A 23,308-nucleotide genomic window follows, 5' to 3' on the forward strand; every position below is an offset into this window, starting at 1 on the left:
ATATGATGAGTCTTTCTTTAAATTTTAGTAATGTTTTTTAAGTTCTTTTATCAAATCACTTTTCAGGTTCCAAAGTTCCTGAGATAAATCTACTTTGAACGGTTCAGGGTTGCTTATTCTTTTGTACTGTGGCCAGAAGCAGTTCTTCTTGGCTATCGAATCAGCTCTGTACTCCATTACGCTTTTCTTTTCCCTCACAAGCTTTCCATCTATGAAAAGAGGTTTCAGAAGTCTTTCAACATAATAATTTTCAAAGGTCTGAGTCTTCCACGTATATGTCGGATGGAATATAGTAAGTGGCTTTGACTCATCTATTTCTTCATGGTCCAGTATTATAAGATCCGCTCTGGCTGCATTATTATATTTATTAAATATCCTTACGACCTGCTTATATCCAGGATTATTTATTTTCTCAGGAGATTCTGATATTTTAATCTTAGGGATTATTTCTCCATCACGTTCTACTGCAGAGAGCTTGTATACCCCGCCAAGCGAAGGATGGCTACTGGAAGTTATTAGTTTTGTTCCAACTCCCCATACATCGATCATAGCTTTCTGCTGTTTGAGATCCATTATTGAATATTCATCAAGATCATTTGATGCAGTTATCTTGACATTTTCAAAGCCGTTCTCATCAAGTTTTTCTCTGACTCTCTTGGAAAGATACTCGAGGTCTCCGGAATCAAGCCTTACCCCCTGAGCCTCATGCCCCTCTCCTCTAAGCTCTTTAAATACTGTTATTGCATTTGGAAGTCCACTTTTAAGTGTATTGTATGTGTCCAGCAGGAGCATTGTCTTATCCGGATAGTTCTTTGCATAAGCCCTGAATGCCTCAAGCTCAGAATCAAATCTCTGAACCCAGCTGTGTGAATGAGTTCCCATTATAGGTATATCATACATCTTGCCAGCAAGAACATTGGAGGTTCCAACGCATCCTCCAATCACTGCCGCTCTGGCGCCATAAAGACCTGCATCAGGTCCCTGAGCTCTTCTGAGCCCAAATTCCATTACAGGGTCTCCTTCAGCAACCTGGCATATCCTTGAGGCCTTCGTCGCGATAAGAGACTCAAAATTGACTATATTGAGTATTGCAGTTTCGACAATCTGAGCCTCTATTGAATTTGCCCTGACTCTTATTATCGGCTCATTGGGAAACATTATGGTTCCCTCTTCAACGGCATATATTTCTCCTGTGAATTTAAAATTTCTGAGATAATCAAGGAATCCCTGGTCAAAGGTTTTCATGCTGCTCAGATATTCTATATCGCTTTCTGTGAACTCCAGCTTCTGGATATAATCAACTACTTGATCTATACCGCAAACTACTGTGTAACCACCATCACTTGGATTCTTCCTGAAAAATACATCGAATATAAGTTTCTCCTTATTAAGGTCTTCCTTAAAGTATGCATTTGACATTGTAAGCTGATAAAAATCAGTTAAAAGAGTTAAGTTTTTCATTTCAGTTCCTTTCTCATCTTCACGGACAGCTTAAACAAGAATTTTGAATATGTACGCTGCCCGAAATAAGAAATGCGTACCCATGTAGAATACGCATTAGTACTTGATTTTCTGTTTCTATAAAATTACGCTTCAAGATTTGTGTATATATCCTGTATATCATCATCATCTTCAAGCATGTCAATAAGCTTATCCATGCTCTTTACAAGGTTTTCATCAAGCTTCGTATAAGTCTGAGGCAGCATTGTTATCTCAGCAGAAAGAAGCTCATATCCAGATTTCTCTAAAGCGTCCTTCACTTCGTCGAATACATCAGGGTCAGTTATTATCTCAAAACCCTCCTCTTCCGCTATAAAGTCTTCTGCTCCCGCTTCAAGCGCCATCTCCATGAGAGCATCCTCTTCTACCGAATCGCTTTTCTCAATCAGGATTACTCCCTTTCTGTCGAACATGAAACTTACGCAGCCTGCAGTTCCCATATTTCCGCCATTCTTGTCGAAGTAGAATCTTACGTTTCCAGCAGTTCTGTTCTTGTTGTCAGTAAGAGCATTCACGATAACCGCTACTCCACCCGGACCATAACCTTCATAAGTTATATGCTCGAAGTTTTCAGACTCGCCTCCACCTATACCTTTTTTTATGGCTCTGTCTATGTTATCGTTAGGCATGTTCATCGACTTGGCTTTTTCAATCGCAGTCTTTAATGAAGCATTGTATTCAGGATCTCCGCCGCCTTCTTTTGCTGCGACAGTTATAGATCTAGCATATTTTGTGAATATCTTTGCTCTTTTTGCATCCTGTTTGTTCTTTCTGTTTTCTATATTACCTATTCTACCCATATGGGGTCCCTCCTAAAATTGAGAATTCTTCATAAACACTCACATATTATACAGCATATTAAAATATAATTCAACACCTGTCCTAAAGCTCCATTCCAAACTCCCTGTTTACATCAAGTGCATCAACTAGCTTGAGCTCTTCATATTTTTCTGCAAATCTGTCAAGCGTATACTGATTTGCAAAAAGCATCAGAGGTCTATCGAAATGGTCAAATACCAGCATGCTTCTTGAATTGTGATATTTATTTAGTCCTTCCGTATTATCGGTCTTTATCCATCTGGCTACGCTGTAGTCAAGGTGCTCGATAATGATATCTGAATTATATTCATTCTTGAGCCTGTACTCAAAGACTTCAAATTGAAGCGCTCCTACAGCACCTAGAATTACTTCGTTATATTCTGTTTTATAAACCTGTATGGCGCCTTCCTGTGCAAGCTGATCGACTCCTTTGTGAAAATGCTTTGCTTTCATCGAATTTACAGGCATTACTCTTATGAATAATTCCGGTGGGAACGTCGGCAGAGGTTCAAAATATATCTTATCCTTGCCTTCGAAAAGAGTGTCACCTATCTGATAGTTTCCAGAATCATAAATTCCTATAACATCGCCGGCATAGGCTCTGTCTATTGTTTCTCTGTCATTTGCCATCAACTGAGTAGACTGTGACAGTTTCATCTTTTTACCCGTCCTTGAAAGCGTTACCTCCATACCCCTTTCAAAAACCCCGGAGCATATTCTGAGAAAAGCTATCCTGTCTCTGTGTGCCTGATTCATGTTTGCCTGTATCTTGAATATAAATCCGGTAAAATTGCTGCTGTACGGCGATATCTCTCCGTCAGTCGTCTTTCTTACACTCGGTCCAGGCGCCATATCAAGGAAATGGTTGAGAAATGCGGTTACTCCAAAGTCGGCAAGAGCAGTACCAAAAAATACAGGAGTAAGATTCCCCTCTCTTATGAGCTTAAGGTTGAATTCATTCCCCGCTCCATTTATAAGCTCCATGTTGTCTCTTAGCTCTCTGAGGTTGTCAGGATGCAGCAATCCTTCAAGCTCTGGACCAAATACGCCCTCTTCACCAAGCTTTATAATTTCTTTTTTTCTATACAGATGAACTTCATTTTCCAGGATATCATATATACCCTCAAACTGAAGCCCACTCCCAATCGGCCAGGTAACAGGCGTAGCATTCATGCCAAGAACCGTCTCCAGCTCTTCTATGAGCTCCAGAGGATCTTTTGCCTGCCTGTCAAGCTTGTTTATGAATGTGAATATAGGTATTCCTCTTAATTTACATACCTGAAAAAGCTTTTTGGTCTGTGCTTCTATACCCTTTGCCGCATCTATTACCATGACTGCGCTGTCAACAGATGTCAGCACTCTGTATGTGTCTTCTCCAAAGTCATTGTGTCCTGGGGTATCCATTATTGATATTACCTTACCATCATAATCAAACTGCATTACAGATGATGTTACAGATATCCCTCTTTTTTTCTCTATTTCCATCCAGTCAGATTTTGCATATTTTGTATTTTTCTGAGCACTTACGGTACCTGCCTCTCTTATTGCCCCTCCGTGAAGTAAAAGTTTCTCTGTAAGAGTCGTTTTACCTGCATCCGGGTGAGAAATGATACCGAAAATCCTTCGTCTGTCTATTTCATTTTCCAGTTCTAAATTACTCATTAATTGTTTTCCTTTCAGATTTAATCGTACTCTTCTATTTTACTATAATTCCATCTATGGTGATAGATTTATTTCATTTTTTCAAAAAAAATATTTTTTTCGTTAAAATTATAGTATAATGATTATGGCTATTGACAGATAATAATTGGTATAACCAAAAAATAACAAGAAAGAAGTGAAAAAAATGCACAATAGTTTAAAACCAAAGTTTTTTACCACAATCAAAAATTATTCCAGAGAACAGTTCATGAACGATCTCACTGCCGGGATAATTGTCGCAATAATCGCCCTACCACTTTCAATCGCTCTTGCGATATCATCAGGAGTTACTCCTGAAAAAGGATTACATACTGCGATAATCGCGGGTTTCCTTATATCCTTTCTGGGAGGCAGCCGTGTACAGATTGGAGGCCCTACTGGAGCATTCATGATAATAGTATACGGGATTGTTACCGAGTTCGGATTTAACGGACTCATATTAGCTACTATAATGGCTGGAATCATAATGATTCTGATGGGGCTGATGAAAATGGGCAGTGTAATAAAATATATTCCCTATCCAATAACTACCGGATTTACGAGTGGTATCGCTCTTACGATTTTTTCTTCTCAGATAAACGACTTTTTTGGGCTTGGAATTGAAAGTATTCCTCCTGAATTCATCGACAAATGGGGTGCTTATATAGGCGCTTTCTCTAACATAGATTTCAGTACTACTATTGTAGGACTACTTGCTCTGGCAATAATACTTGTCTGGCCTAAAATAAACAAGAGAATTCCAGGCGCGCTCATAGCGCTTATCGTTACATCTGCGATAGTCAGCATATTTAATATGGAAGTTGCAACAATTGGATCCAAGTTTGGTGAGCTTTCTTCTAAACTTCCAGAGATGAACATTCCAGCTTTCGATTTAAATCAAATCAAAATGCTTATTCCTCCAGCATTTACAATAGCAATACTGGGTTCTATAGAATCTCTGCTCTCAGCCGTAGTATCCGACGGAATGATCGGAAGCAAGCACAGATCTAATATGGAGCTCATCGCTCAGGGAGTGGCAAATATAGCATCAGGCTTATTTGGAGGGATTCCAGCAACAGGCGCGATTGCAAGAACTGTAGCAAACATAAAAAACGGAGGCCGAACTCCTGTTGCAGGTATGGTTCACGCAATCACGCTTCTTCTCATAATGCTTCTTTTTATGCCACTTGCTAAAATGGTTCCGCTGGCATCACTTGCTGCAGTACTTATAGTTGTAGCATATAATATGAGCGAATGGCGTGAGTTCACTGCTCTTTTCAAGGCTCCAAAAAGCGATATCATTGTCCTTCTGGTTACATTCATTATTACAGTCCTCATAGATCTTGTAGTCGCTATCGAGATTGGAATGGTGCTTGCTGCATTTCTGTTCATGAAAAGAATGGCAGATGTTGCAGATATACAAATTGCAGACTTTGATGCCGGAGAAGAGACCGACGGAGACCTGAGTGAAATACTTCCTTATTATGACAGGATGAAATCAGATAACCTTAAAGGTATACAGATATACAAGATAAATGGTCCATTTTTCTTTGGTGCTACAGACAAGTTTTTAGATTCTATCAATGAACTTGGCTATAGGACAAATTATCTTGTCATAGACATGCATAGCGTACCTGCAGTAGATGCAAGCGCTCTTCACGCTTTCAAAAGACTTATCCGGACTTGCATTAAAAAACATATTGTAATTCTTATAAGTGGTATTAATCCTCAGCCTCTAAGTTCACTTAAAAAAGCCGAATTATATGATATGATAGGTGGAGATGAACATTTCTTTGACAGGACCGAAGACGCTCTTGATTATCTTTCGGATAAATAAAAAAATAATATAATAAAATATAATTGCACTGGTGACTTTGTCTGTAAAGACGGTATCTCCAGTGCAATTTATTTTTAGTAATAATTAACTATATCACGGCAAGAAGCACCGCTCCTTCTGCAGTATAGGTTCCGATTATCGGTCCTATCTCTGCTATTACTATTTCATCAAAATCATATTTCTCAATCATCATACTCTTTACAAGTTCTGCTTTTTCTATGTCATTAGAGTGTGCAATTCCCATAACAGTAACTTTTTTATTGTACTTTGCTATATCATTTTCAACAAGTTCAACCATCTTCTTTAGACTGTTTCTGGTGCCTCTGCCCTTATCTACTACAAAAACCGTCTTTTCAACCTTTACAATAGGCTTCAGATTAAGCGCATTTACCACAAACCCTTTTGTTTTACTTATCCTGCCACCTTTAACCGCATTCTCTATTGTCTCAAGTGTACCATAGTGAACAATTTCCGATATTTCCTTATCTGAATAAGCCAAAACCTCTTCAAGAGTTTTTCCGTCCCCAAGCAGCTCTGCAATCTTTATAACAAGAAGAGCCGAGCCTATTGAGCCATTTGTAGAATCAATTATAGTGATATTCTTTCCAGGACTTTCACTCATGTAAATTTCTCTTGCCAAGACAGCAGATCCATATGTACCTGAAATTTCTTTGGACAGTGTTATTACTATAATATCCTCGTCACCCTTCTTATACTCTTCCAGGAATGCATCAGGTGAAGGGCATGAAGTTTTTGGCAGCGCAGGCGAAGATTTCATTTTTTCATAAAATTCCTTGTTTGAAATATTTTCTGCTGGTTCATCACCAAAGGTGACATTAAGATTTACGACACCGATACCATATCTTTCTACGATATATCCAGGCATATCAAGGGCCTGGTCCACTATTATTCTTATTTTCTCCAATTTATTATCCCTTTCAAGAAAAATGTATTGATAAGAAGATTGTACGCTTTATTATTTTTATAAGATACAATATATAGCAAACCTTGTCAACAATTTAATTCCTTTGCTTGAAACACCTTTATTTGCTATAATGTTGTTATATTATACATAACAGGAGGCTTATATGAAATACGTAAAATATCCGGGTACCGATAAGATGGTTTCAGTTGTTGGTTTTGGTGGACTAAGATTTGACCTTGAAAAATCAGATGAGGAAAACTCAGAGCTTGTGCTCTATGCTTATGAAAAAGGAATCAATTATTTTGATACCGCACCAGGTTATTGTGATGACAGGAGCGAAAAAATCATCGGAATCGCTTTGAGAAAATTAATTGCTCAGGGGAAAACAAATTTTTTCGTATCAACGAAAAGCAAACCCAAGGTCTGTCCTACAAAAGAACTAACAATAGAAGCTGTAAAGAATTCGATTAAGATACTTGGAGTTGAGAAAATAGATTTTTACCATGTATGGTGTGTCCGCAATATGGATCATTATGATCTGTCTATGCAGAAAGACGGTCAGTATGAAGGCCTGATGTGGTGCAGAGATAACGGACTCATTGATAATATATGCTTCTCGTCTCACCAGCCAGGAAACGAAGTCGTAGATATCTTGAAAAGCAATAATTTCAAAGGAGTAACAATGGGTATCAATCTGCTTAATTTCCCATACAGGTGGGATGGCGCAAGCTTTGCCTTTAATAACGGCTATGGTGTAGTCGCGATGAACCCTCTCAGCGGAGGAACCATTCCTGAGCATGAAAAAGAACTTTCATTTCTGGCCGCTCCCGGTGAAAGCGTTACCCAGGCAGCTCTCAGATTCAATATCTCTACGCCCGAAATAACCGTTTCTCTGATCGGATTCAGCAATGAGGCTGAAATCGATGACGCTTGTGCGATTGCAGACAATGCCACTTCGTTCTCAAGTGAAGATCTCAATAGAATAAAGGAGAGATTTAACGGAAATTCAAATTCAATCTGTACCGGCTGTGGCTACTGCAGAGTATGCCCAAAGGAAATTAATATACCAGGTTATATGCTTCTATACAACGAAAAGCATCTTTTTAATAAAACTGATGAAGAGATGGTAAACATGGTATACGGATTAGAGTATTACAATTACACTGCAAATACCGTGGGTCGTGCCAAAGACTGTATAGAATGCGGCAAATGCGAAAGAGAATGTACCCAGCATCTCCCAATAATAAATAGACTTAAGGAATGTCAGTCATGGGAATCCATGACATCTGATCACATAACAGTATAATAATTTTTAAAAGGCGCTCTTTGGTATTACCTCAGATGCGCCTTTTTGATATTATGCTGATTTTTTGGGCATTATCCCAAGTATTATTCCCAGAGCTACCGAAAGATATGCTGCCATAACTATCTGATACTCAGGCGGAAGCATAAATGTTATTGTATGTGCTGGTACCCAGAAAAAAGGGATGGTTTTCATAACGGTGAAGTTTATGAAGCCCGTCCAGTCAATCTGTCTTGATATCTCGGAAACAGATGATGCTTTTTCCCCTCTGGATTTAATCTCAATATTCTTATCCGTCATCTTGTGAAACCCCATCATAACTATACCAAAGCTATAGTTCATTATAAAGCTTGTATAGAAGGCCTTTAAGAATACCGAGCTCCCGCCGGGAAGTATGCTGTTTTCCATGGTATACGCTATGCCCATGCTGTAAATCTTAAGTATCAATGCCAGTACAGCCCCGATTATTCCCCATATGAACGCTCTTTCAAATATTCTTTGAGGTAAAATCCAGCGTTTTAATGTAAGTCTTGTTGCTATGCATTCCCCTACTGTGGCAAGGAGCGCAAACTTAATAAAACCCATTATGTACATATGTTCTGAAGAGAGGCCCTTGAATATCTCTCTGCTTCCGGGCAATATTATTACCGCAGAAAAACCGACAAGTATTGCAATACAGCTCGCAGGTATCATGATGTTTTTTTCTTTTCCCATTTTTCCTCCAAAATTATTTTATCAATATTATCAATAATATCATCTAATAAATATTATGTAAATAATAATGGCGTTAAAAAGAGTTCAAGTGAATACACGAAGTTTCACTTGAACTCTCTGTAACTCTTTTTTCAAATCAAATTACCACATTGCAGTCAATATACCTTTATCAAAATAATAAACTGAATCCAGATATTCATCTTCGTATACCCAAAGCTCATAAACTGATCTCTTTGTAGTTATCTTAGAAACTTTGTCAGGTTTTCCAAGCCTCTGGACAGCAATCATATCTCCTGTCATCCCAATCCATGGCTTTTCACCCTTAAGTCTGTTCCAGATTTCATCGGACCAGTTAAATATTGACTTAGGATCCTTTATAAGCACTGAATAACTGTCTTCTTTTGCAGCCCCTAGAAGCGGAAGCACAATCGAATCCATACTCATGACTGAATCATATCTATCGTTTACCATGACTCTGAGAAGAGTGTCATGATTCTGAATTATCTTTCCTTTGATAAGCTCAGGATCATTTATTGCAGCCATAGAAGAATCTTTCGATTCATCAACTTTATTCCACATGTCAAGGTCAAAGAAATGGTCCTCTACCTTTATTTTTATATAATTGCCAGCATTGGCACTTTCCGCAAGATCGTTCATGCTTATTACTGACATATTGTCATAACCGTAAAGCCTGCTGTTTTCATATGCCCCACTAAGAAGTTCAATGTCAATCCAGTAAGTCCTTCCTTCAAAAGGAGACTGAATCTTCCATCCTGTTCCATAATTTGCTACATTAAATTCTGGGACATCAGCAACAAGCCTTCCGTCGCTGCTGAAGAGATCATAAAATTTAACATCATGATTTTTTCCATTGTATCTTGATTCCTGAGTGTTTACGCCATTTATATATTTGACTTCAAATTCCTTATAAGGCTCCACCTTTTCATAACCGCTGTATCTCCATTCAAGGATGTCCTTCTCGCTCATAAGAAGTATATTGGAAGCCTGAACCCAAACAATATTATATCCCATGCTGTCCGATAAAAATCTTACCGGAACCATAGTTTTACCGTTTATCGCCATTGCAGGAACATCAAGAATTCTTTCCTGACCATTCACTATGGCTCTATTGCTGCCTATGACAAATGAGATACTTGTCTCTTCGTTCCATGCATTGACAGTCTTGGTGTCCGGATCCCAGTTGACATTAATTCCCAGATATTTGAAAATACCGCTCACTGGAACCATAATCCGCCCATTTATAGCCTGAGGCCTATAGTCGAACTCCAGCTCGCTTCCGTTATAGAAAACCCTTATATATGATGTTTTTGTATAGTCAATATTTTCAAATACCTGCATTCCATCAGAAGCAGTGTCTGCGTATGAAACAAACAAACTTCCGAAAACAAGGAAAACAGAAAGAAGAACACTAACGAACTTTTTCATAATCACACCTCCAATAAGCAAAACGCATCTCAATAATTCATATATTTAATAAATACCCAATATGAGCGATATCTCACATTTAATGCTAAAAATACTCCACTCTTTCAAAAGGCTGAGATTTCTCTTGACCCTTAAAGCGTAGAGTATTTTAACCGTAATAGCTTGCTATATTTTTGCCGGTATGAACTCTCTTACATTTACACTGGCTGACTTAAGCTTTTCAACCAGTTTTTCAAGGTTCTTGCCTTCAAGCCTGATTGATATTTCCTGTATTCCCATAACTCCTGTATCCATCTGAACTATATTTGTTATATTGGCACCATGCTTATGGATGATCTCGGCAATCTTTGCAATAACTCCGGAAAAATCACTTGATAGTATTACAAGCTTTGCATCCTGAAGCCCAAAAATCTTTAAAATAACCTCAAATAATGCCTTTTGAGTCAGTATACCTACGAATCTGTCGTTGTTGTCAACAACCGGAAGAAACCTGACTTTAGATTTAAAGAAAATCTCGGCCGCTTCTTCAACGTGGATGCTGTCTTTTACAGTCTCCTGAGGAGATGTTATGAAATCTGAAACCTGTTTCTGAAAGAAAATATTGAAGTCTGATTCTCCAGATTTAAAAAACTGATCATAAATAAACTGCTTTGAAAGGAAACCATAAAACTGATTTTCTTTAAATACCGGCAGTGAAAGAAATCCGTTATTCTCTATTATTTCAATGGCTCTCTGGGCAGTATCCTCTGTAGAAAGCTTGATAAGGGAATTGACTGGTGTAACTAGCGACTTTATTAGCATATGATCCTCCTGTTTATATCAAATGTGTATCACCAGAAATCTTATACCCCCTTTTAATGAAATTATTCATTTTTTGGTTAAATACTTTTATAATTTTGCCTGAATTATGTAAAATATATTTATACAAAAATAACTATCCCAGTTATTGAAATCAAATGAGATAGTCATTATTATAATTCTATTAGAATATTGAACTGAATATTAGAAGCTCTACAAGTCCTACAGCCCATATTATAGTTGTAGTCACCGACCAGACCTGCATCTGTTCTTTTGCATCTTTTATTCCAAGCATACGGTTTACAACCCAGAAATAACTGTCATTAAAGTATGAATATACTAATGAACCCGTACAAGCTGCAAGTGCTGCAAATATTGGATTTACACTTAATCCTGCAATTATCGGCGCAGTTATGGAAGCTGCAGTAATCATTGATACAGTACCACTTCCCTGAATAAGCCTTACAAGAGATGCAATTACAAATGGCAGCAGAATCGGCGGAAGGGATGTCTGAGATATTATTTGTGCAATATAATCGCCTGCGCCACTATCGCGAAGTACCATTCCAAGTGCTCCACCACCACCTGTAACAAGTATTATTATACCAGCTGACTTTATACCTCTTTCCATATGTTCAATAGTTTCTTCTCTGGTATATTTTCCTGCCAGCCCGTAGATTGCCACTATTAATCCAATACCTACCGCGATAACAGGTGAACCAAGGAATCCGATTGCTGGCATGAAAGGTCCTTCAAGCTTCATTGCGGCAGTTATTGTGTTTATAAGTATAAGTACTATAGGAACTGCAATCGGTGAAAATGATAGGAATACTGATGGTAAGTTATCGTTTTCCACATCATAAATCGAATCATAAACAGGTTCCTGATATTCAGGTCTTTCCCATCCTTCTCCATCTTCAGATGGAACCTGATATATTTTCTTACCAATGTATTTTGCATACATTATTGCTGCAATAGTCATTGGTATTGCCATTACGATTCCCCATAATATGAGTGATCCAACGTTTACTCCAAACAATCCTGCAACTCCAACTGGACCTGGAGTAGGCGGAACGAGTGAGTGGGTTATCACAAGTCCGGCAGCAAGAGATATTCCAAGTGTCACAGTTGACTTCTTGGTTTTCCTCGAAATCGCCTTTGTTAGAGGAGATAAAATTACAAATCCTGAATCACAAAATATAGGAATGGATACTAAGAATCCCGTTATGGCAAGAGCAATTTCCTCTCTACCTTTTCCGAGTTTTTTGATAAATGTCTGTGCCATTCTTTCAGCTGCACCTGATGCTTCAAATATTTCACCCATCATAACGCCAAATCCGATTATTATACCAATGCTGGCAAGCGTTCCACCGAATCCCTTCGATATTGCGTCAAGTACAGCATTTGGAGCCATTCCTCCTATTAAACCAGTTGTTGCCGCTGCAATGATCAGCGCAAGGAATGCATGAATCTTAGTTTTTAAAATAAGGATGATCAGTAGTGCGATCCCGATTATGAGACCTACGATCATCTGGCTGCCTGCAACTTCTACCATAATAATTACCTCTCCTTTTTTATAATTTATTTATTGAAATTCTGTGCGTACAATGCTGCCAGCTTTATTGCTTCAACCATACTCACATCAGATACAATACCTTTGCCCGCAATATCAAATGCTGTTCCATGATCTACAGAAGTTCTTAAAAACGGCATATTATTTGTAATCGAGATGGTTCTCTCGAAGTCTACCATTTTTGTTGCAATGTGTCCCTGGTCATGGTATAGGGATAATACTGCATCATATTTCCCCTTAAGTCCGAAGTGAAATACTGAATCAGCTGGAACTGGTCCAACTACATCTATACCAAGCTCTTTTGCTCTTTTTATGGCTGGAACTATTTCATCTACCTCTTCGTATCCAAACAGTCCATTTTCTCCACTGTGAGGATTAAGGCCTGCAACCGCCAGCTTTGGATTTGTAACGCCAAGTACTTCAAGTGCCTTTTTACATCTGAGAATAAATTCATATACCGATTCTTCTTTGACAAGTTCACAGGCCTTCTTCAGCGATACATGTCTTGTAAGGAAAAATACTCGCAAGTCGAAAACCTGGAACATAGTTAGAGGGTTTTCAGTATTTGTCAGATCCTCAAGAATCTCGGTATGCCCGATATATGGCACCTGAGCCGCCTTCAGAGATTCTTTGTTTATTGGAGTTGTAGCTATTGCATCAACTTTCTTCTCCAGTGCAAGAGCAGTTACAGTCTTTATATATTCAAAAGCTGCCTTTCCTCCCTGGGCCTGAACTTTTCCTATCTGGAGTGTATTGATGTCTACATTGCTCAAATCAATGAGATCAATTGTGCCTTTTGCATACATCCCATCCTTTGGGTCTTCAATTGAATTGACTGCAAGATTTATGCTACAGAATCTCATAGCCTGCTCTATTGTAGCTCTGTCCCCTATTACTACCGGTCTGCATAGTTCATACAATTCATCATGATTCAAAGATTTAACTACTATTTCTGGTCCTACTCCGGCTGGATCTCCCAGTGGTATTGCTATTATCGGTCTGTTCATTTTGCTATCTCCTAATTCTCTACTTTTATATCTTTCGAATGATATTCATTTGACAATTTGGTCAAAAGATAATCTACACATTTTATTATTGCCTTATCATCGCCTATTAATCCACCCTTTGTGATTATTGGCATATTGTCATAAACTCCCTTTATTATCCTTCCATAAACTGCAAGAGGCAGAACTTCATCTTTAACCTCAATTCCTGCAGATCCAAGGGCACTGCATACAGCTACTGTAACATCTCCACCTGAAGTGAAAAGTCCACCTATTACTGAGTCAGTATTCTTAAGTACTTCTATCGTTATTTCTGCAAGCCCATCAGAAATTCTCTGAGACACTTCATCCTCGGATATCTTAAGTTCATCCGCGATATCACTTAGGTTAAGAACTTCATCTTCCTTGCTTGTAGTTATTACCCCGACGACATCATAATCAGATACATCTTCAAGTACTTTTTCAACGACGCTTTCTATCTCATCTTTGCGAGTGTCGTCATAAATGAGATTTGCGGCTGAAACCGCTACAAGAAGAGGTGAATATCTCAGCTTCAATTCATCCAGCTGAGTTCTTGTAAGGTTTGAAACACTTCCTACAGTAAGCATTACCTTTTTCCCTGGTTCATCGGCAGGGACTTCCATAAGTTCTTCTGAAAGTGCCGCTGTGAAAGGTCCCGGATCAACAGATATAGCTTTTATACCAGAAAGCTTGACAGCTTTTGCTATTTTCAATATGTCATCATCTGTTGTGGCATCTATTACAATTACTTTAGAGCCTTTATCTTTCTCACTGATTATTGCATCCTTTATTGAATCAGTACCTTTCAAGACCTTATCAAGCTCGATGAAACCAGGTTTTACCTTCATCTGATCCCCTATTAGCTTTACAGCGGAAGATGTGAATATTGGAGTTTTTGGATCTTTGGCGACATCTGTATTTTCAAGAGGTACCTGATTTACCATCAGATATCCGCCGATACATACCCTACCTGATGCCGGGAATGAAGGCACCACAATTGCAATTGTGTCATCATTCAGATTATCGAGTATTGCCGATATCTCTGAGCCTATGTTTCCCCTTAGCGTGCTGTCAATCCGTTTTGCAAAAAGCTTTACATCTTCATTCTTAAAAAAATCAACAACATTCTTAACCTTTTCATAAGCCAGTTGCTTTTCTATTCCCCTGCTGTCTGTGCTTATTGATATTATATTCAGATCCTTGTGTTCCTGCGCATTATACTTATTCAAGTTTAAAAACGTGGTAGCTTTGAATCCCTGTCTGGCAAGAAGCACAGACGTTGCATTTGCACCTGTCAGGTCATCTGCGATTATTACAATTTTTGACACATTAAACCTCCTGTATTTATACAAGTTTTACATTTATGTTCTCTTTTTTTAACAACTCATGCGTTTTTTCACTCAACCCAGCATCGGTTACGACCAAATCAAATTCATCTAGATTGCAGACTTTTGCAAAACTTTCTTTTCCAAATTTGCTGTTATCAATAACTAATACCAGTTTCGTTGCTGATTTTATCGCCTGCTTTTTAACATCAGCCTTTTCAAAAGTAGGTGTGGTTAATCCACTTTTATAAGAAACAGAGCTTGATCCTATAAAACCTATGTCTACATTTATGCCTTTAAGAAACTCAATTGTGTGTGAACCAAGGCATGTACCAGTGGAATTCTGAACCCATCCGCCAGTGCAGAGAATTTTGAAGTTTGATGAAAACGAAAGATATCCTGCTATTTTGATGTCATTTGTAACTACTGTCAGATTCTGTTTGGATTTTAGCTGCTTTGCAATTTCCATATTCGTGGTGCCAGAGTCAAGATATATTATCTGTCCGTTTTGAACAAGAGATACTGCATATTTAGCAATTCTTTTCTTTTCATCCATATTGCTTATGACCTTGTTCTTATATGGAACCTCTGATGTGAGCCCGGATTTAAGTATAGCTCCACCAAATGTCCTTGAAACTATATTGTTATCTTCAAGATACTGGAGGTCTCTTCTTATAGTCATTGGAGTAACGTTGAGTTTCTGTGAAAGCTCTTCTACCTTGGCACTGCCAAATTCCTCAAGATATTCTATGATCATATTTCGTCTGTCTATCAGTAACATTTTTCTCCCCCCTGTATACAGCATAATGTTAGTTTGTGTTCGTTTGTGTTTCTTTATGTTCATGATATCATGCCATAACTTAGGCTGTCAACATTTTTCATTATTAACATTTTCACAAACAAAAAAGCCCTTGAAATCAAAGGCTTCAGGGTATAAATTCAATTTTAAAAATATAATTTATTTCTTTATACGAACCAGAATTTCATTCCTTCTAAGCATCGGCGGAGTAAATGGAGGATTATAGAATGCAAGCATATAATTATCTACAGCACTGTAAGCATTTTCATTCAGCCACTCCTCCAGCTTATGTTTCATTTCGTTTTCCTTGCTTTTATCTGACCTGCCACTGTATCTTATTACCCCAAATAATCCACTTTCAAATTTATTCAATGAAAGCCATTTGTTTTCGGGTTGAGGTATATCATTCCAATGTTCTTTTGGAACAACAAATGCCATTTTCATTCTTCCTTCCAGCATCTCTTCAATTACAGGAACTGTCATGTTTATTTTTTGTCTATTTTGATTCTCACTGGATATATAACGAAAAAGTGTCCCGAATCCATTAAGAATATCCGGATCTGCTTCATTGCTGTATTCGACAATCCAGAACGCTTCATAAAGCCTTATTTCAAAGGGTGGTTCCGACAATATACCCTTATATTCCGGTCTTTCGTATTTTGACATATCCATAACCTCTCTACGTAAGAATTGATATCAGATTTTTCTCATTGAAATTACTAATTGTAATACGTCATTTTAGTAAATATTCTGTAGTCTACGTCTTCTAGAGTTCTCACGAGAAATCTTCCGCTATAAAGCAACGATGTAAACGCTGAAGCAAATAATCCCAGTCCATAGAATTCTTCTCCAAGCAAAATCGTTATCATATTGAAAATAAATGTAAGTAAAGAAAACATCAAAGCTGTTTTAAACGCATCCTCCTGATTGTCAAAATAGAGCAGTACTGTTATTACAATAAACATCAGATAAGTCATGCAATATCCGGCCGCCAATAATACAAACAGTCTGATTGTAAGCTGATCATGTCCGGTTACAGGTAATATGAAATTTGCACCTGTTATTACCGAAATAATTGTGACCATCAATTGCAGCTTGATTATTAAATATAGCTCATTTCGGAGTACTATCAGCATCCTGTTTTTTGCGTTTTTAATGTCTCTGAAGGTTCCACCATTTATGATTGATTGCCCAAACTCTCTGTATTTTGTAAAAAACACTGTCTCCGTCTTTACAACAAACATGACCAATGACGGTATAATAGTGAATACTGAATAAAAAGTTGCAGTGTCATAAGATGCAGAATAGAGATAAGTCTCCATAACCTTTACAGAAAGATCAGAGTAGAGCCAGAATATAATATTGTGTCCAAATAATCCAGCCGTATAGAAAAGGTTTATAAAATATAGAAGCGGCATTTTTTTCATATAGGCAATAAATTGAAATGCTTCACCTGTCATGACAGTAAAATAGCTTTTTATAACACTTAACAGAAACAGCATGTTGACAAGAAAGCCGGACGTTACACCCGCGAGCATCGCCGTCAGAATTTCGACTTGTAAAGATTTCAGAACTATCGCTATGACTACAGAAAAAATCAGACCCAGGCAGAAGGATAAAGTGACTTTCTTGTAATCCCTTACTGCGGATACATATACCATCAAAATGTTAATCACAGAAAGTTCAATAAATATCAGGTATGACAACAGCTTGAATAAGAAAGGCAGCGGTGAAGCGGCGTAAAATATAAACCCGAAAATACCACCGGTAGTCACGCTGATCGCAATTGCACCAAGCATAGATGCCAGGATATCTTTGGTATCTTCAATGTACAATTTATCTGAAACATATCTGGATATTATCATGATTATTCCGCTTACATTAAGCAGCGAAAAAATATAAGAATATGTCATAGAAGCATAAAAGAGATCACGCTGTTCCAAGGATGCTCCAGCATCTATCAGGATTCTCGCTATAATGGAAAGCATAATCAGATTTATGATCATAGGCCCAGATGTGACGAAGATTGCATAGGAAAATCCCTTTACGCTGCTTGAAATAGTGTTATTCACAAAAATCCTTTTTAGCTCAAATCCTATCCCTGCCATTAATGACTCCCTCTCCAATTCTTGTATATAGATATTTATACCCTTGAATAAAATCCTCAGCTGAATATAGATGCTTTATTCGCTGGTAACCGTTTTCGCCAAACTGCCGCCTTTTATTATAATCTTTATACAATTCGATGATCCCATCGGCTATTCCTACATAATCCATTATGTTGACGATTCTCCCGGCTATGCCATATTCGTCATTACTGCCTTTTGCCAAAGTTTCGCAATCACCAACATTTGTAGATATAAAGGGGAGCGAACAAGCCATCCCCTCAAGAATTGAAAGCGGTTGCCCCTCACTGATGCTGGTAAGCACCATGACGTCCATTTTTCTGAGGTAGTCTTTTATATTAACACTTCCGGTAAAAATTGCACTATCCAGTTTCAAAAAGTCTTTATATTCAAGACATTCTTCATAATATTCCTTGTCCTCATCGGTAGGTCCCATGATGGTGAATTTTATATCAGGGAATCTTTCACTCACATAAGCAAACGCTTGAAGCATCGTCTTTATATCCTTGATTGGAACAACTCGTACAACAGCGCCGACATTGAATCCATCTTTCTCTGACCGTTCTGAAATCAGCTTCCTTACTTGGTCAAAAGCCTCAACGTTTATGCCGTTATGTATGATTTTGATTTTTTTCTCATCACAGCCAAGATCAACTTGTATATCCTTGTTCTTGTGAAACAATGATATTACACTATCCGCGCATTGATAGGCTGCGCTGGAAAGACATTCAAAATATTCAATCCACATGGATTTAAAATTACCTTTTACCCACCTGGCTTTAATGATTTCCTCTTCACGTTCTCGTGTATAAATACCATGCTCCGTTAGAACAAACCCACTTTTGTTTTTATAGGATGCATATGCTGCCAACATCCCCGAGTATCCAGTCGATACAGAATGATAAATATCGGCTTCCGGGTATTTTGAAAGTAGAAGTGAGAAAAGTATAATATACATTGATCGCATAGTCCAAAGCATGTCTGAGAATGATACATGAGTAAAGTTTTCCTCATATACCTTCTGTATTAGTTTATAAAATATTTTTGAAGAAAAAATATCACCAGCTTTGATTCCCTGAGATTCCATACTTAAGAAAGCGTCAAATACAGCTTCCCATTCCGAAACTGAAGACTTTAAAAGCTCACCAATCACCTCTGATTCCCTGGGTGATAAGTTAATATTTTTATTCCAGATCCCTTTAGTAACTAAAAGCTGATCCATGTAAATATCACAAATCTCCACCAGGTTATCAGGCAAATCATATTTATAGCTGGATTTTTCGGTACTGTCAGGACTTATGGATATAATTATGAACTCATGCTCCGGCATATTCTTCATAAGCTGCTGAATCCAGCTGGATACGCCACCGGAAATATAAGGATACGAGCCCTCTGCTATAATACAAATTCTCATTATATTTCACCTCTCGTCTGCTGCTATTATCCAGAATCGCATTATTTCAAGCATTTCGTTTGAAAACATTATTTCGGAATCTATTAGACGACGCAAAACAAAATCGAAATCCTTCTTATTTTTCATTTCATAATAGCTTTTTAACAGTCCCTCGTATTTATCTTCATTATCAGGATAACTTAACAAAAAAATTTTACAATATTTCTTTGCTTCCTCGTAATTTCCCGATGCTACCAGAAGTTCGATCAGCCTCATAATGTATTTCTGAGGAGTTCCTACCTTGTCCTCAATGATTGTCTTTAAAATCAAAATATTATCATCAATGTATTTTGCTCTTATTCCTGAATCAATATCAAATATATTTATATAGCTGTCCGTTATATCAAAATAATCCATTGCAATTGAAATGTTATCGGGATTTTCATCGCGAATTTTTAAAGTTTCCCTCATTTTAATATCCAAAGCTCTTCTCATATTAAGCATGCTTGCAGCTGCATAATGAGCAGTTTCAGGATCATCATTATTAATTGCTGTACTTATAAACTGAATATACTTTAACGCATCCTTTTTAAGAGCTTTCATCATTATTTCCCTCCGGTAATCTGTATCGGAAATCAGCAATGCTTCTTCAATCGATACGACATTGGTTTCATCAGCAATGTCCAAATCTTTAAAATAGTTTCTGCCACTGTACGCTTTAGCTATATAGTCATTTTGACTGACTCTAGAATTTAAAAAATCAAAACGGACTATTGAAAACAGAATCACGCCAAAAAGCGGTATTGCCAGTGAAATAAGAAGAGAGGTTATGGCGTAGTTCAAAGATTTTTCTTTCAGATAGATCATCCCGCTGAATAAAATAGATAAAAGCAGGTGAATCACTAAAATGTTCAGAATCATAATGTCCTCCACAATGCCTCAATTTGTGTATCCGAAATGCCCAAGGCCACTAATCTATGTTCAATTGCAGATGCTTCTTCTTTACTTGTATTAAGTAACATGATAGCAAATCTTGTGCCATCCACTTCTCCAATATGGTCTGACTCTCTCAATACTTGTCTGACTCTGTGATATAGCTCTACATTTTTTTCACCGATACCCTGCATGAATATTATCAGATATATTGGCATATCACCTTCCGATAATTTCATTTGCTTTTCTTTTATAAGGCGCTCAAACCAATCTTTTTTCATGATAAAAGTATCGCTTAGATATTTTTTGTCCTGTATAGCACTTTCATATTCAGCAGCCTTTGACATAGAATTGGCTATCAAATATGTCAAGACTTTTAAGGTGTTTAAAAACTGATAAGTCAGTCTTTTAAATTCAAGGTTATCTAAAAAAACAACAGCCTGCGTGCATCCATCTTGAATTATCGGCGCACAGACCATAGGATAATCATCAGTGAATTCCCTGTTAATAAAGGTATTCCCTTCTTCAATCACTGATTCGAGAAATTCATAATCATCACTCATAAGTGATTTGTGATATTTTATACGGCCTCTTACTGCAGCTAACCTGAGATTCTTTTTTGAATCCAGATAATATAGATGAACACTCTCTGTTTTAAGCATTTTCGAAAATATCATAGTCGCTTCCGAAAGAATCTGTTCAGGAATAACATTGTCCAATCTTGAAATAATATTAAAAATTTTGCCTAAGCTGTCTTCGTTACTTTCAATCGTTTCTTGAAGCGAATTTTTGATTTCGATGCTTTTGTCATACATCGCATTGGTTAAGCGCAATTCTTCACTTATTGAATCAAGGTCACTTTGAAGCTCTTTTTTTTCAACCTTCATTCGATCAACTACATACCCTGTAATGCCTCCTATGATGAAATACATGGCAATATAAAGCGCTTGACTTGCATTACTGAAAACGCCTGACATTGTCATATTATCAAAACCCATTTTAATACCTGTATAAGCTGCCGTCGACAGAAGAATTGCAATAATTCCATGCCACCATCCGTAATATACGTTGACCAGTACTATATATATAATCAGCAAATCAACTTTAATTGAAAATTTCAGCTCCAGAAAAATCATCAGTGTTGTAGTAATTACAAATAGAATTGAGTTTTCACAATATTTATGGACATTTCCCGAAAACCATTTTGTTTTAATCCTATTAAAAAGTGTCTTTTTTTCGCTCACTACATTATTTTTACTAATGTCCGGATTCTTAAGCGACCATTCAACCGTTTTTTTTATGCCATCGTCAATAGAGTACTTGGGGCTCCATTTCAGTTCAAAACACGCCTTTTGATTATCAAGCATATATTGTGGTTTAGTGTATCCGTCTATGTAATTTAAAAATACCCTTTCATCAGGCTCAATATACTTATTAATGATTCCCTGAATTTCAGAATTCGTAAGACCAGTTGAAGACGAAATATTCAATATACTGCTTGTTCTTTTTTCACATGCCTTAAAAATCGCCTCCACAACATCACTTATATATATATAATCCTTTATCTGATTCATAATTGTAATCTGCTCTGCTTCATAATCCTGAGCATGCTTAATTACGCTGCTTATAAAATTTTTAGTCTGTCTTGGCCCGTAAACAGACCCTATACGCAGCACTACAACATTCATCCCTTTTTCTCGGTACTTATTACAAAAATACTCCCTTTCAATATAGCTTCCAGATTTCTCGCTTTTTGCGAGTATTTGGCTGCTTTCATTGATAGGAAATTTATTCTGTTTCCCATAAACTTGATATGAAGAAAGTAATATCAATTTATTTACATTATATTTTTGAGAAAAATATAAGATATTGCATAATCCAACAGTATTAGAGCGATCGACTTCTCCATACTCCTTTCCACCTAATTTTGGCAGCGCTTTGAAAGCAAGGTGGACCACGACGTCAAACTTAAAATCAGCAAATATTTTTTCACACTTTTCATCTTCAACACCCATTTTGAACAAAGTAACATTACATTTCAAGTTCGATGCATCCCCTGTGGAAAAATCATCAATCACAGTTACATCGTGTCCTTCTTTAATTAATCGTTCTACCAAATGGGATCCAATGAATCCAAATCCTCCCGTTACCAGTATCTTCATATCTGTCTCCTTAATGTTAAAATTCTTGCTTATCCAAAACTGACACATTTATCATGTTCAACTGCAAAGGCTTTACTTCTGGCGAAATTTAATCTATAATGTTAGCACGTAGCCTAAGTTTACATAAAAAATTTATAGGGAGGTAATTTATGAATCCACTAAATGCTATAAAGAATTTCGTAGTTTACTATAGTATAATATCGCCTGAGGATGTGCCCAGGATTTCCTCCTATGATCTTGCTGTAATACACCCATTCGGTGCCACCGATGATATTATATCACAACTGAAAGCTTCCGGGACATTGCTATATGCATATGTGTCTGCTGTAGAGATTGAAAAATACGATGACCTCAAAAACAGTTTGATGCTTGAAGATGCCTATCTTTATGACAATGGTGAGAAATTCTTTAAATCTGAATTTGATTGCTACGGTGGTGACATATTATCAAAAAGCTATCAAGATATCCTTCAGAATATAATAAAAGACCGTATCATTGACAAAGGCTATTCCGGAGTATTCTTTGATACTCTTGACGATATTGAAACCCTGCGGGATAGTCATGCTGTCAAAGACCAGATCGAAGGATATATCGCCTTCTTCAAAGAGTTAAAAAGTAAGTATCCAGATTTATCGATTATACAAAATCGTGGTTTTTCACTTTTTGAGCAGGGATCCTCCGTATACACCGACGCTTTATTATTTGAAGACTTGAATTTTCAGAAGGCCGATACCAACGAGTATTATAAGAATCTGGTACACAGGCTTTCGTCCATAGCCGCAAAATCAAACTGCCGTATTATGGCTATATCCCACAACGACAGGCAGGAAAACCATATATTCTGCAAAAAATTGAACTGGTTATATTATCATTGCCCTTATGACAACAATTATATGAAGTTTGAAACTGAAATTGATAATGTAAGCAACAGACCTTGGTTCAGCTTTTAG

General features: G+C 37.3%; 19 protein-coding genes. 3 read left to right on the top strand and 16 right to left on the bottom strand.

Annotation, left to right across the window (positions count from 1 at the left end):
- Positions 1 to 24 precede the first annotated feature (24 nt).
- The 3 genes from AC4PGZ_RS05820 to AC4PGZ_RS05830 all read right to left on the bottom strand — a co-directional run bounded on the left by AC4PGZ_RS05820 (position 25) and on the right by AC4PGZ_RS05830 (position 3,981).
- A complete protein-coding gene (locus AC4PGZ_RS05820; protein WP_492160115.1) occupies positions 25 to 1,461 on the bottom strand; it encodes a nicotinate phosphoribosyltransferase in 1,437 nt (478 codons plus the stop codon).
- 125 nt (positions 1,462 to 1,586) lie between these two features.
- Entirely contained in the window at positions 1,587 to 2,300 is a 714-nt protein-coding gene (locus AC4PGZ_RS05825; protein ID WP_492160116.1) for a YebC/PmpR family DNA-binding transcriptional regulator, read from the bottom strand.
- Between the two features lie 82 nt (positions 2,301 to 2,382).
- Positions 2,383 to 3,981 (bottom strand): peptide chain release factor 3, encoded by a 1,599-nt coding sequence (locus AC4PGZ_RS05830; protein ID WP_492160117.1) that lies wholly within the window; start codon positions 3,979 to 3,981, stop codon positions 2,383 to 2,385.
- 184 nt (positions 3,982 to 4,165) lie between these two features.
- Here AC4PGZ_RS05830 and AC4PGZ_RS05835 point away from each other — a divergent pair, with 184 nt between their 5' ends.
- Positions 4,166 to 5,836, top strand: a complete 1,671-nt coding sequence (locus AC4PGZ_RS05835) for a SulP family inorganic anion transporter (RefSeq protein WP_492160118.1) — start codon at positions 4,166 to 4,168, stop codon at positions 5,834 to 5,836.
- Between the two features lie 88 nt (positions 5,837 to 5,924).
- Here the strand turns inward: AC4PGZ_RS05835 and AC4PGZ_RS05840 are convergent, their stop codons facing one another.
- Entirely contained in the window at positions 5,925 to 6,761 is an 837-nt protein-coding gene (locus tag AC4PGZ_RS05840; RefSeq protein ID WP_492160119.1) for a DegV family protein, read from the bottom strand.
- 163 nt (positions 6,762 to 6,924) lie between these two features.
- Here AC4PGZ_RS05840 and AC4PGZ_RS05845 point away from each other — a divergent pair, with 163 nt between their 5' ends.
- On the top strand, positions 6,925 to 8,067 hold the full coding sequence (locus tag AC4PGZ_RS05845; RefSeq protein WP_492160120.1) for an aldo/keto reductase: 1,143 nt from the start codon (positions 6,925 to 6,927) through the stop codon (positions 8,065 to 8,067).
- A gap of 51 nt (positions 8,068 to 8,118) precedes the next feature.
- Here the strand turns inward: AC4PGZ_RS05845 and AC4PGZ_RS05850 are convergent, their stop codons facing one another.
- The 12 genes from AC4PGZ_RS05850 to AC4PGZ_RS05905 all read right to left on the bottom strand — a co-directional run bounded on the left by AC4PGZ_RS05850 (position 8,119) and on the right by AC4PGZ_RS05905 (position 22,358).
- Complete coding sequence (locus AC4PGZ_RS05850) at positions 8,119 to 8,778, bottom strand: hypothetical protein (protein ID WP_492160121.1); 660 nt, start codon at positions 8,776 to 8,778, stop codon at positions 8,119 to 8,121.
- A 141-nt stretch (positions 8,779 to 8,919) separates the two neighbouring features.
- Entirely contained in the window at positions 8,920 to 10,224 is a 1,305-nt protein-coding gene (locus AC4PGZ_RS05855) for a copper amine oxidase N-terminal domain-containing protein (protein WP_492160122.1), read from the bottom strand.
- A gap of 165 nt (positions 10,225 to 10,389) precedes the next feature.
- Complete coding sequence (locus AC4PGZ_RS05860; RefSeq protein WP_492160123.1) at positions 10,390 to 11,025, bottom strand: CBS domain-containing protein; 636 nt, start codon at positions 11,023 to 11,025, stop codon at positions 10,390 to 10,392.
- A 181-nt stretch (positions 11,026 to 11,206) separates the two neighbouring features.
- On the bottom strand, positions 11,207 to 12,577 hold the full coding sequence (locus AC4PGZ_RS05865; protein ID WP_492160124.1) for a GntP family permease: 1,371 nt from the start codon (positions 12,575 to 12,577) through the stop codon (positions 11,207 to 11,209).
- Between the two features lie 26 nt (positions 12,578 to 12,603).
- On the bottom strand, positions 12,604 to 13,602 hold the full coding sequence (pdxA, locus tag AC4PGZ_RS05870) for a 4-hydroxythreonine-4-phosphate dehydrogenase PdxA (RefSeq protein ID WP_492160125.1): 999 nt from the start codon (positions 13,600 to 13,602) through the stop codon (positions 12,604 to 12,606).
- 11 nt (positions 13,603 to 13,613) lie between these two features.
- Positions 13,614 to 14,948, bottom strand: a complete 1,335-nt coding sequence (locus AC4PGZ_RS05875) for a four-carbon acid sugar kinase family protein (protein WP_492160126.1) — start codon at positions 14,946 to 14,948, stop codon at positions 13,614 to 13,616.
- Positions 14,949 to 14,964: 16 nt separating this feature from the next.
- Positions 14,965 to 15,726 carry a DeoR/GlpR family DNA-binding transcription regulator gene (locus AC4PGZ_RS05880; protein ID WP_492160127.1) on the bottom strand — a complete coding sequence of 254 codons (762 nt, stop codon included), beginning with the start codon at positions 15,724 to 15,726 and terminating at the stop codon, positions 14,965 to 14,967.
- Between the two features lie 177 nt (positions 15,727 to 15,903).
- Positions 15,904 to 16,410 carry an SOUL family heme-binding protein gene (locus AC4PGZ_RS05885; RefSeq protein ID WP_492160128.1) on the bottom strand — a complete coding sequence of 169 codons (507 nt, stop codon included), beginning with the start codon at positions 16,408 to 16,410 and terminating at the stop codon, positions 15,904 to 15,906.
- Positions 16,411 to 16,463: 53 nt separating this feature from the next.
- Positions 16,464 to 17,852, bottom strand: a complete 1,389-nt coding sequence (gene pelG / locus AC4PGZ_RS05890) for an exopolysaccharide Pel transporter PelG (protein ID WP_492160129.1) — start codon at positions 17,850 to 17,852, stop codon at positions 16,464 to 16,466.
- Positions 17,833 to 19,284 carry a GT4 family glycosyltransferase PelF gene (gene pelF / locus AC4PGZ_RS05895; RefSeq protein ID WP_492160130.1) on the bottom strand — a complete coding sequence of 484 codons (1,452 nt, stop codon included), beginning with the start codon at positions 19,282 to 19,284 and terminating at the stop codon, positions 17,833 to 17,835. Before pelF ends, pelG begins: the two co-directional genes overlap by 20 nt.
- Before the next feature lie 6 nt (positions 19,285 to 19,290).
- Positions 19,291 to 20,184 carry a hypothetical protein gene (locus tag AC4PGZ_RS05900; protein WP_492160131.1) on the bottom strand — a complete coding sequence of 298 codons (894 nt, stop codon included), beginning with the start codon at positions 20,182 to 20,184 and terminating at the stop codon, positions 19,291 to 19,293.
- Positions 20,181 to 22,358, bottom strand: a complete 2,178-nt coding sequence (locus tag AC4PGZ_RS05905; protein WP_492160132.1) for an NAD-dependent epimerase/dehydratase family protein — start codon at positions 22,356 to 22,358, stop codon at positions 20,181 to 20,183. The genes AC4PGZ_RS05900 and AC4PGZ_RS05905 overlap by 4 nt, the downstream gene beginning before the upstream one ends.
- A gap of 149 nt (positions 22,359 to 22,507) precedes the next feature.
- Here AC4PGZ_RS05905 and AC4PGZ_RS05910 point away from each other — a divergent pair, with 149 nt between their 5' ends.
- Positions 22,508 to 23,308: an endo alpha-1,4 polygalactosaminidase gene (locus AC4PGZ_RS05910; RefSeq protein ID WP_492160133.1), complete on the top strand. Its 801-nt coding sequence runs from the start codon at positions 22,508 to 22,510 to the stop codon at positions 23,306 to 23,308.

This window comes from Proteocatella sp. QWL-06 (assembly GCF_058684135.1).

What these genes read in the sequence shown, in the direction of transcription:
- AC4PGZ_RS05865 (WP_492160124.1), bottom strand. Translation starts at nt 12,577, where the DNA reads ATGGTAGAAGTTGCAGGCAGCCAGATGATCGTAGGTCTCATAATCGGG.
- AC4PGZ_RS05850 (WP_492160121.1), bottom strand. Translation starts at nt 8,778, where the DNA reads ATGGGAAAAGAAAAAAACATCATGATACCTGCGAGCTGTATTGCAATA.
- AC4PGZ_RS05880 (WP_492160127.1), bottom strand. Translation starts at nt 15,726, where the DNA reads ATGTTACTGATAGACAGACGAAATATGATCATAGAATATCTTGAGGAA.
- pdxA (WP_492160125.1), bottom strand. Translation starts at nt 13,602, where the DNA reads ATGAACAGACCGATAATAGCAATACCACTGGGAGATCCAGCCGGAGTA.
- AC4PGZ_RS05830 (WP_492160117.1), bottom strand. Translation starts at nt 3,981, where the DNA reads ATGAGTAATTTAGAACTGGAAAATGAAATAGACAGACGAAGGATTTTC.
- AC4PGZ_RS05900 (WP_492160131.1), bottom strand. Translation starts at nt 20,184, where the DNA reads ATGATTCTGAACATTTTAGTGATTCACCTGCTTTTATCTATTTTATTC.
- AC4PGZ_RS05820 (WP_492160115.1), bottom strand. Translation starts at nt 1,461, where the DNA reads ATGAAAAACTTAACTCTTTTAACTGATTTTTATCAGCTTACAATGTCA.
- AC4PGZ_RS05835 (WP_492160118.1), top strand. Translation starts at nt 4,166, where the DNA reads ATGCACAATAGTTTAAAACCAAAGTTTTTTACCACAATCAAAAATTAT.
- pelG (WP_492160129.1), bottom strand. Translation starts at nt 17,852, where the DNA reads ATGGCAGGGATAGGATTTGAGCTAAAAAGGATTTTTGTGAATAACACT.
- AC4PGZ_RS05910 (WP_492160133.1), top strand. Translation starts at nt 22,508, where the DNA reads ATGAATCCACTAAATGCTATAAAGAATTTCGTAGTTTACTATAGTATA.
- AC4PGZ_RS05845 (WP_492160120.1), top strand. Translation starts at nt 6,925, where the DNA reads ATGAAATACGTAAAATATCCGGGTACCGATAAGATGGTTTCAGTTGTT.
- AC4PGZ_RS05905 (WP_492160132.1), bottom strand. Translation starts at nt 22,358, where the DNA reads ATGAAGATACTGGTAACGGGAGGATTTGGATTCATTGGATCCCATTTG.
- pelF (WP_492160130.1), bottom strand. Translation starts at nt 19,284, where the DNA reads ATGAGAATTTGTATTATAGCAGAGGGCTCGTATCCTTATATTTCCGGT.
- AC4PGZ_RS05825 (WP_492160116.1), bottom strand. Translation starts at nt 2,300, where the DNA reads ATGGGTAGAATAGGTAATATAGAAAACAGAAAGAACAAACAGGATGCA.
- AC4PGZ_RS05855 (WP_492160122.1), bottom strand. Translation starts at nt 10,224, where the DNA reads ATGAAAAAGTTCGTTAGTGTTCTTCTTTCTGTTTTCCTTGTTTTCGGA.
- AC4PGZ_RS05860 (WP_492160123.1), bottom strand. Translation starts at nt 11,025, where the DNA reads ATGCTAATAAAGTCGCTAGTTACACCAGTCAATTCCCTTATCAAGCTT.
- AC4PGZ_RS05885 (WP_492160128.1), bottom strand. Translation starts at nt 16,410, where the DNA reads ATGTCAAAATACGAAAGACCGGAATATAAGGGTATATTGTCGGAACCA.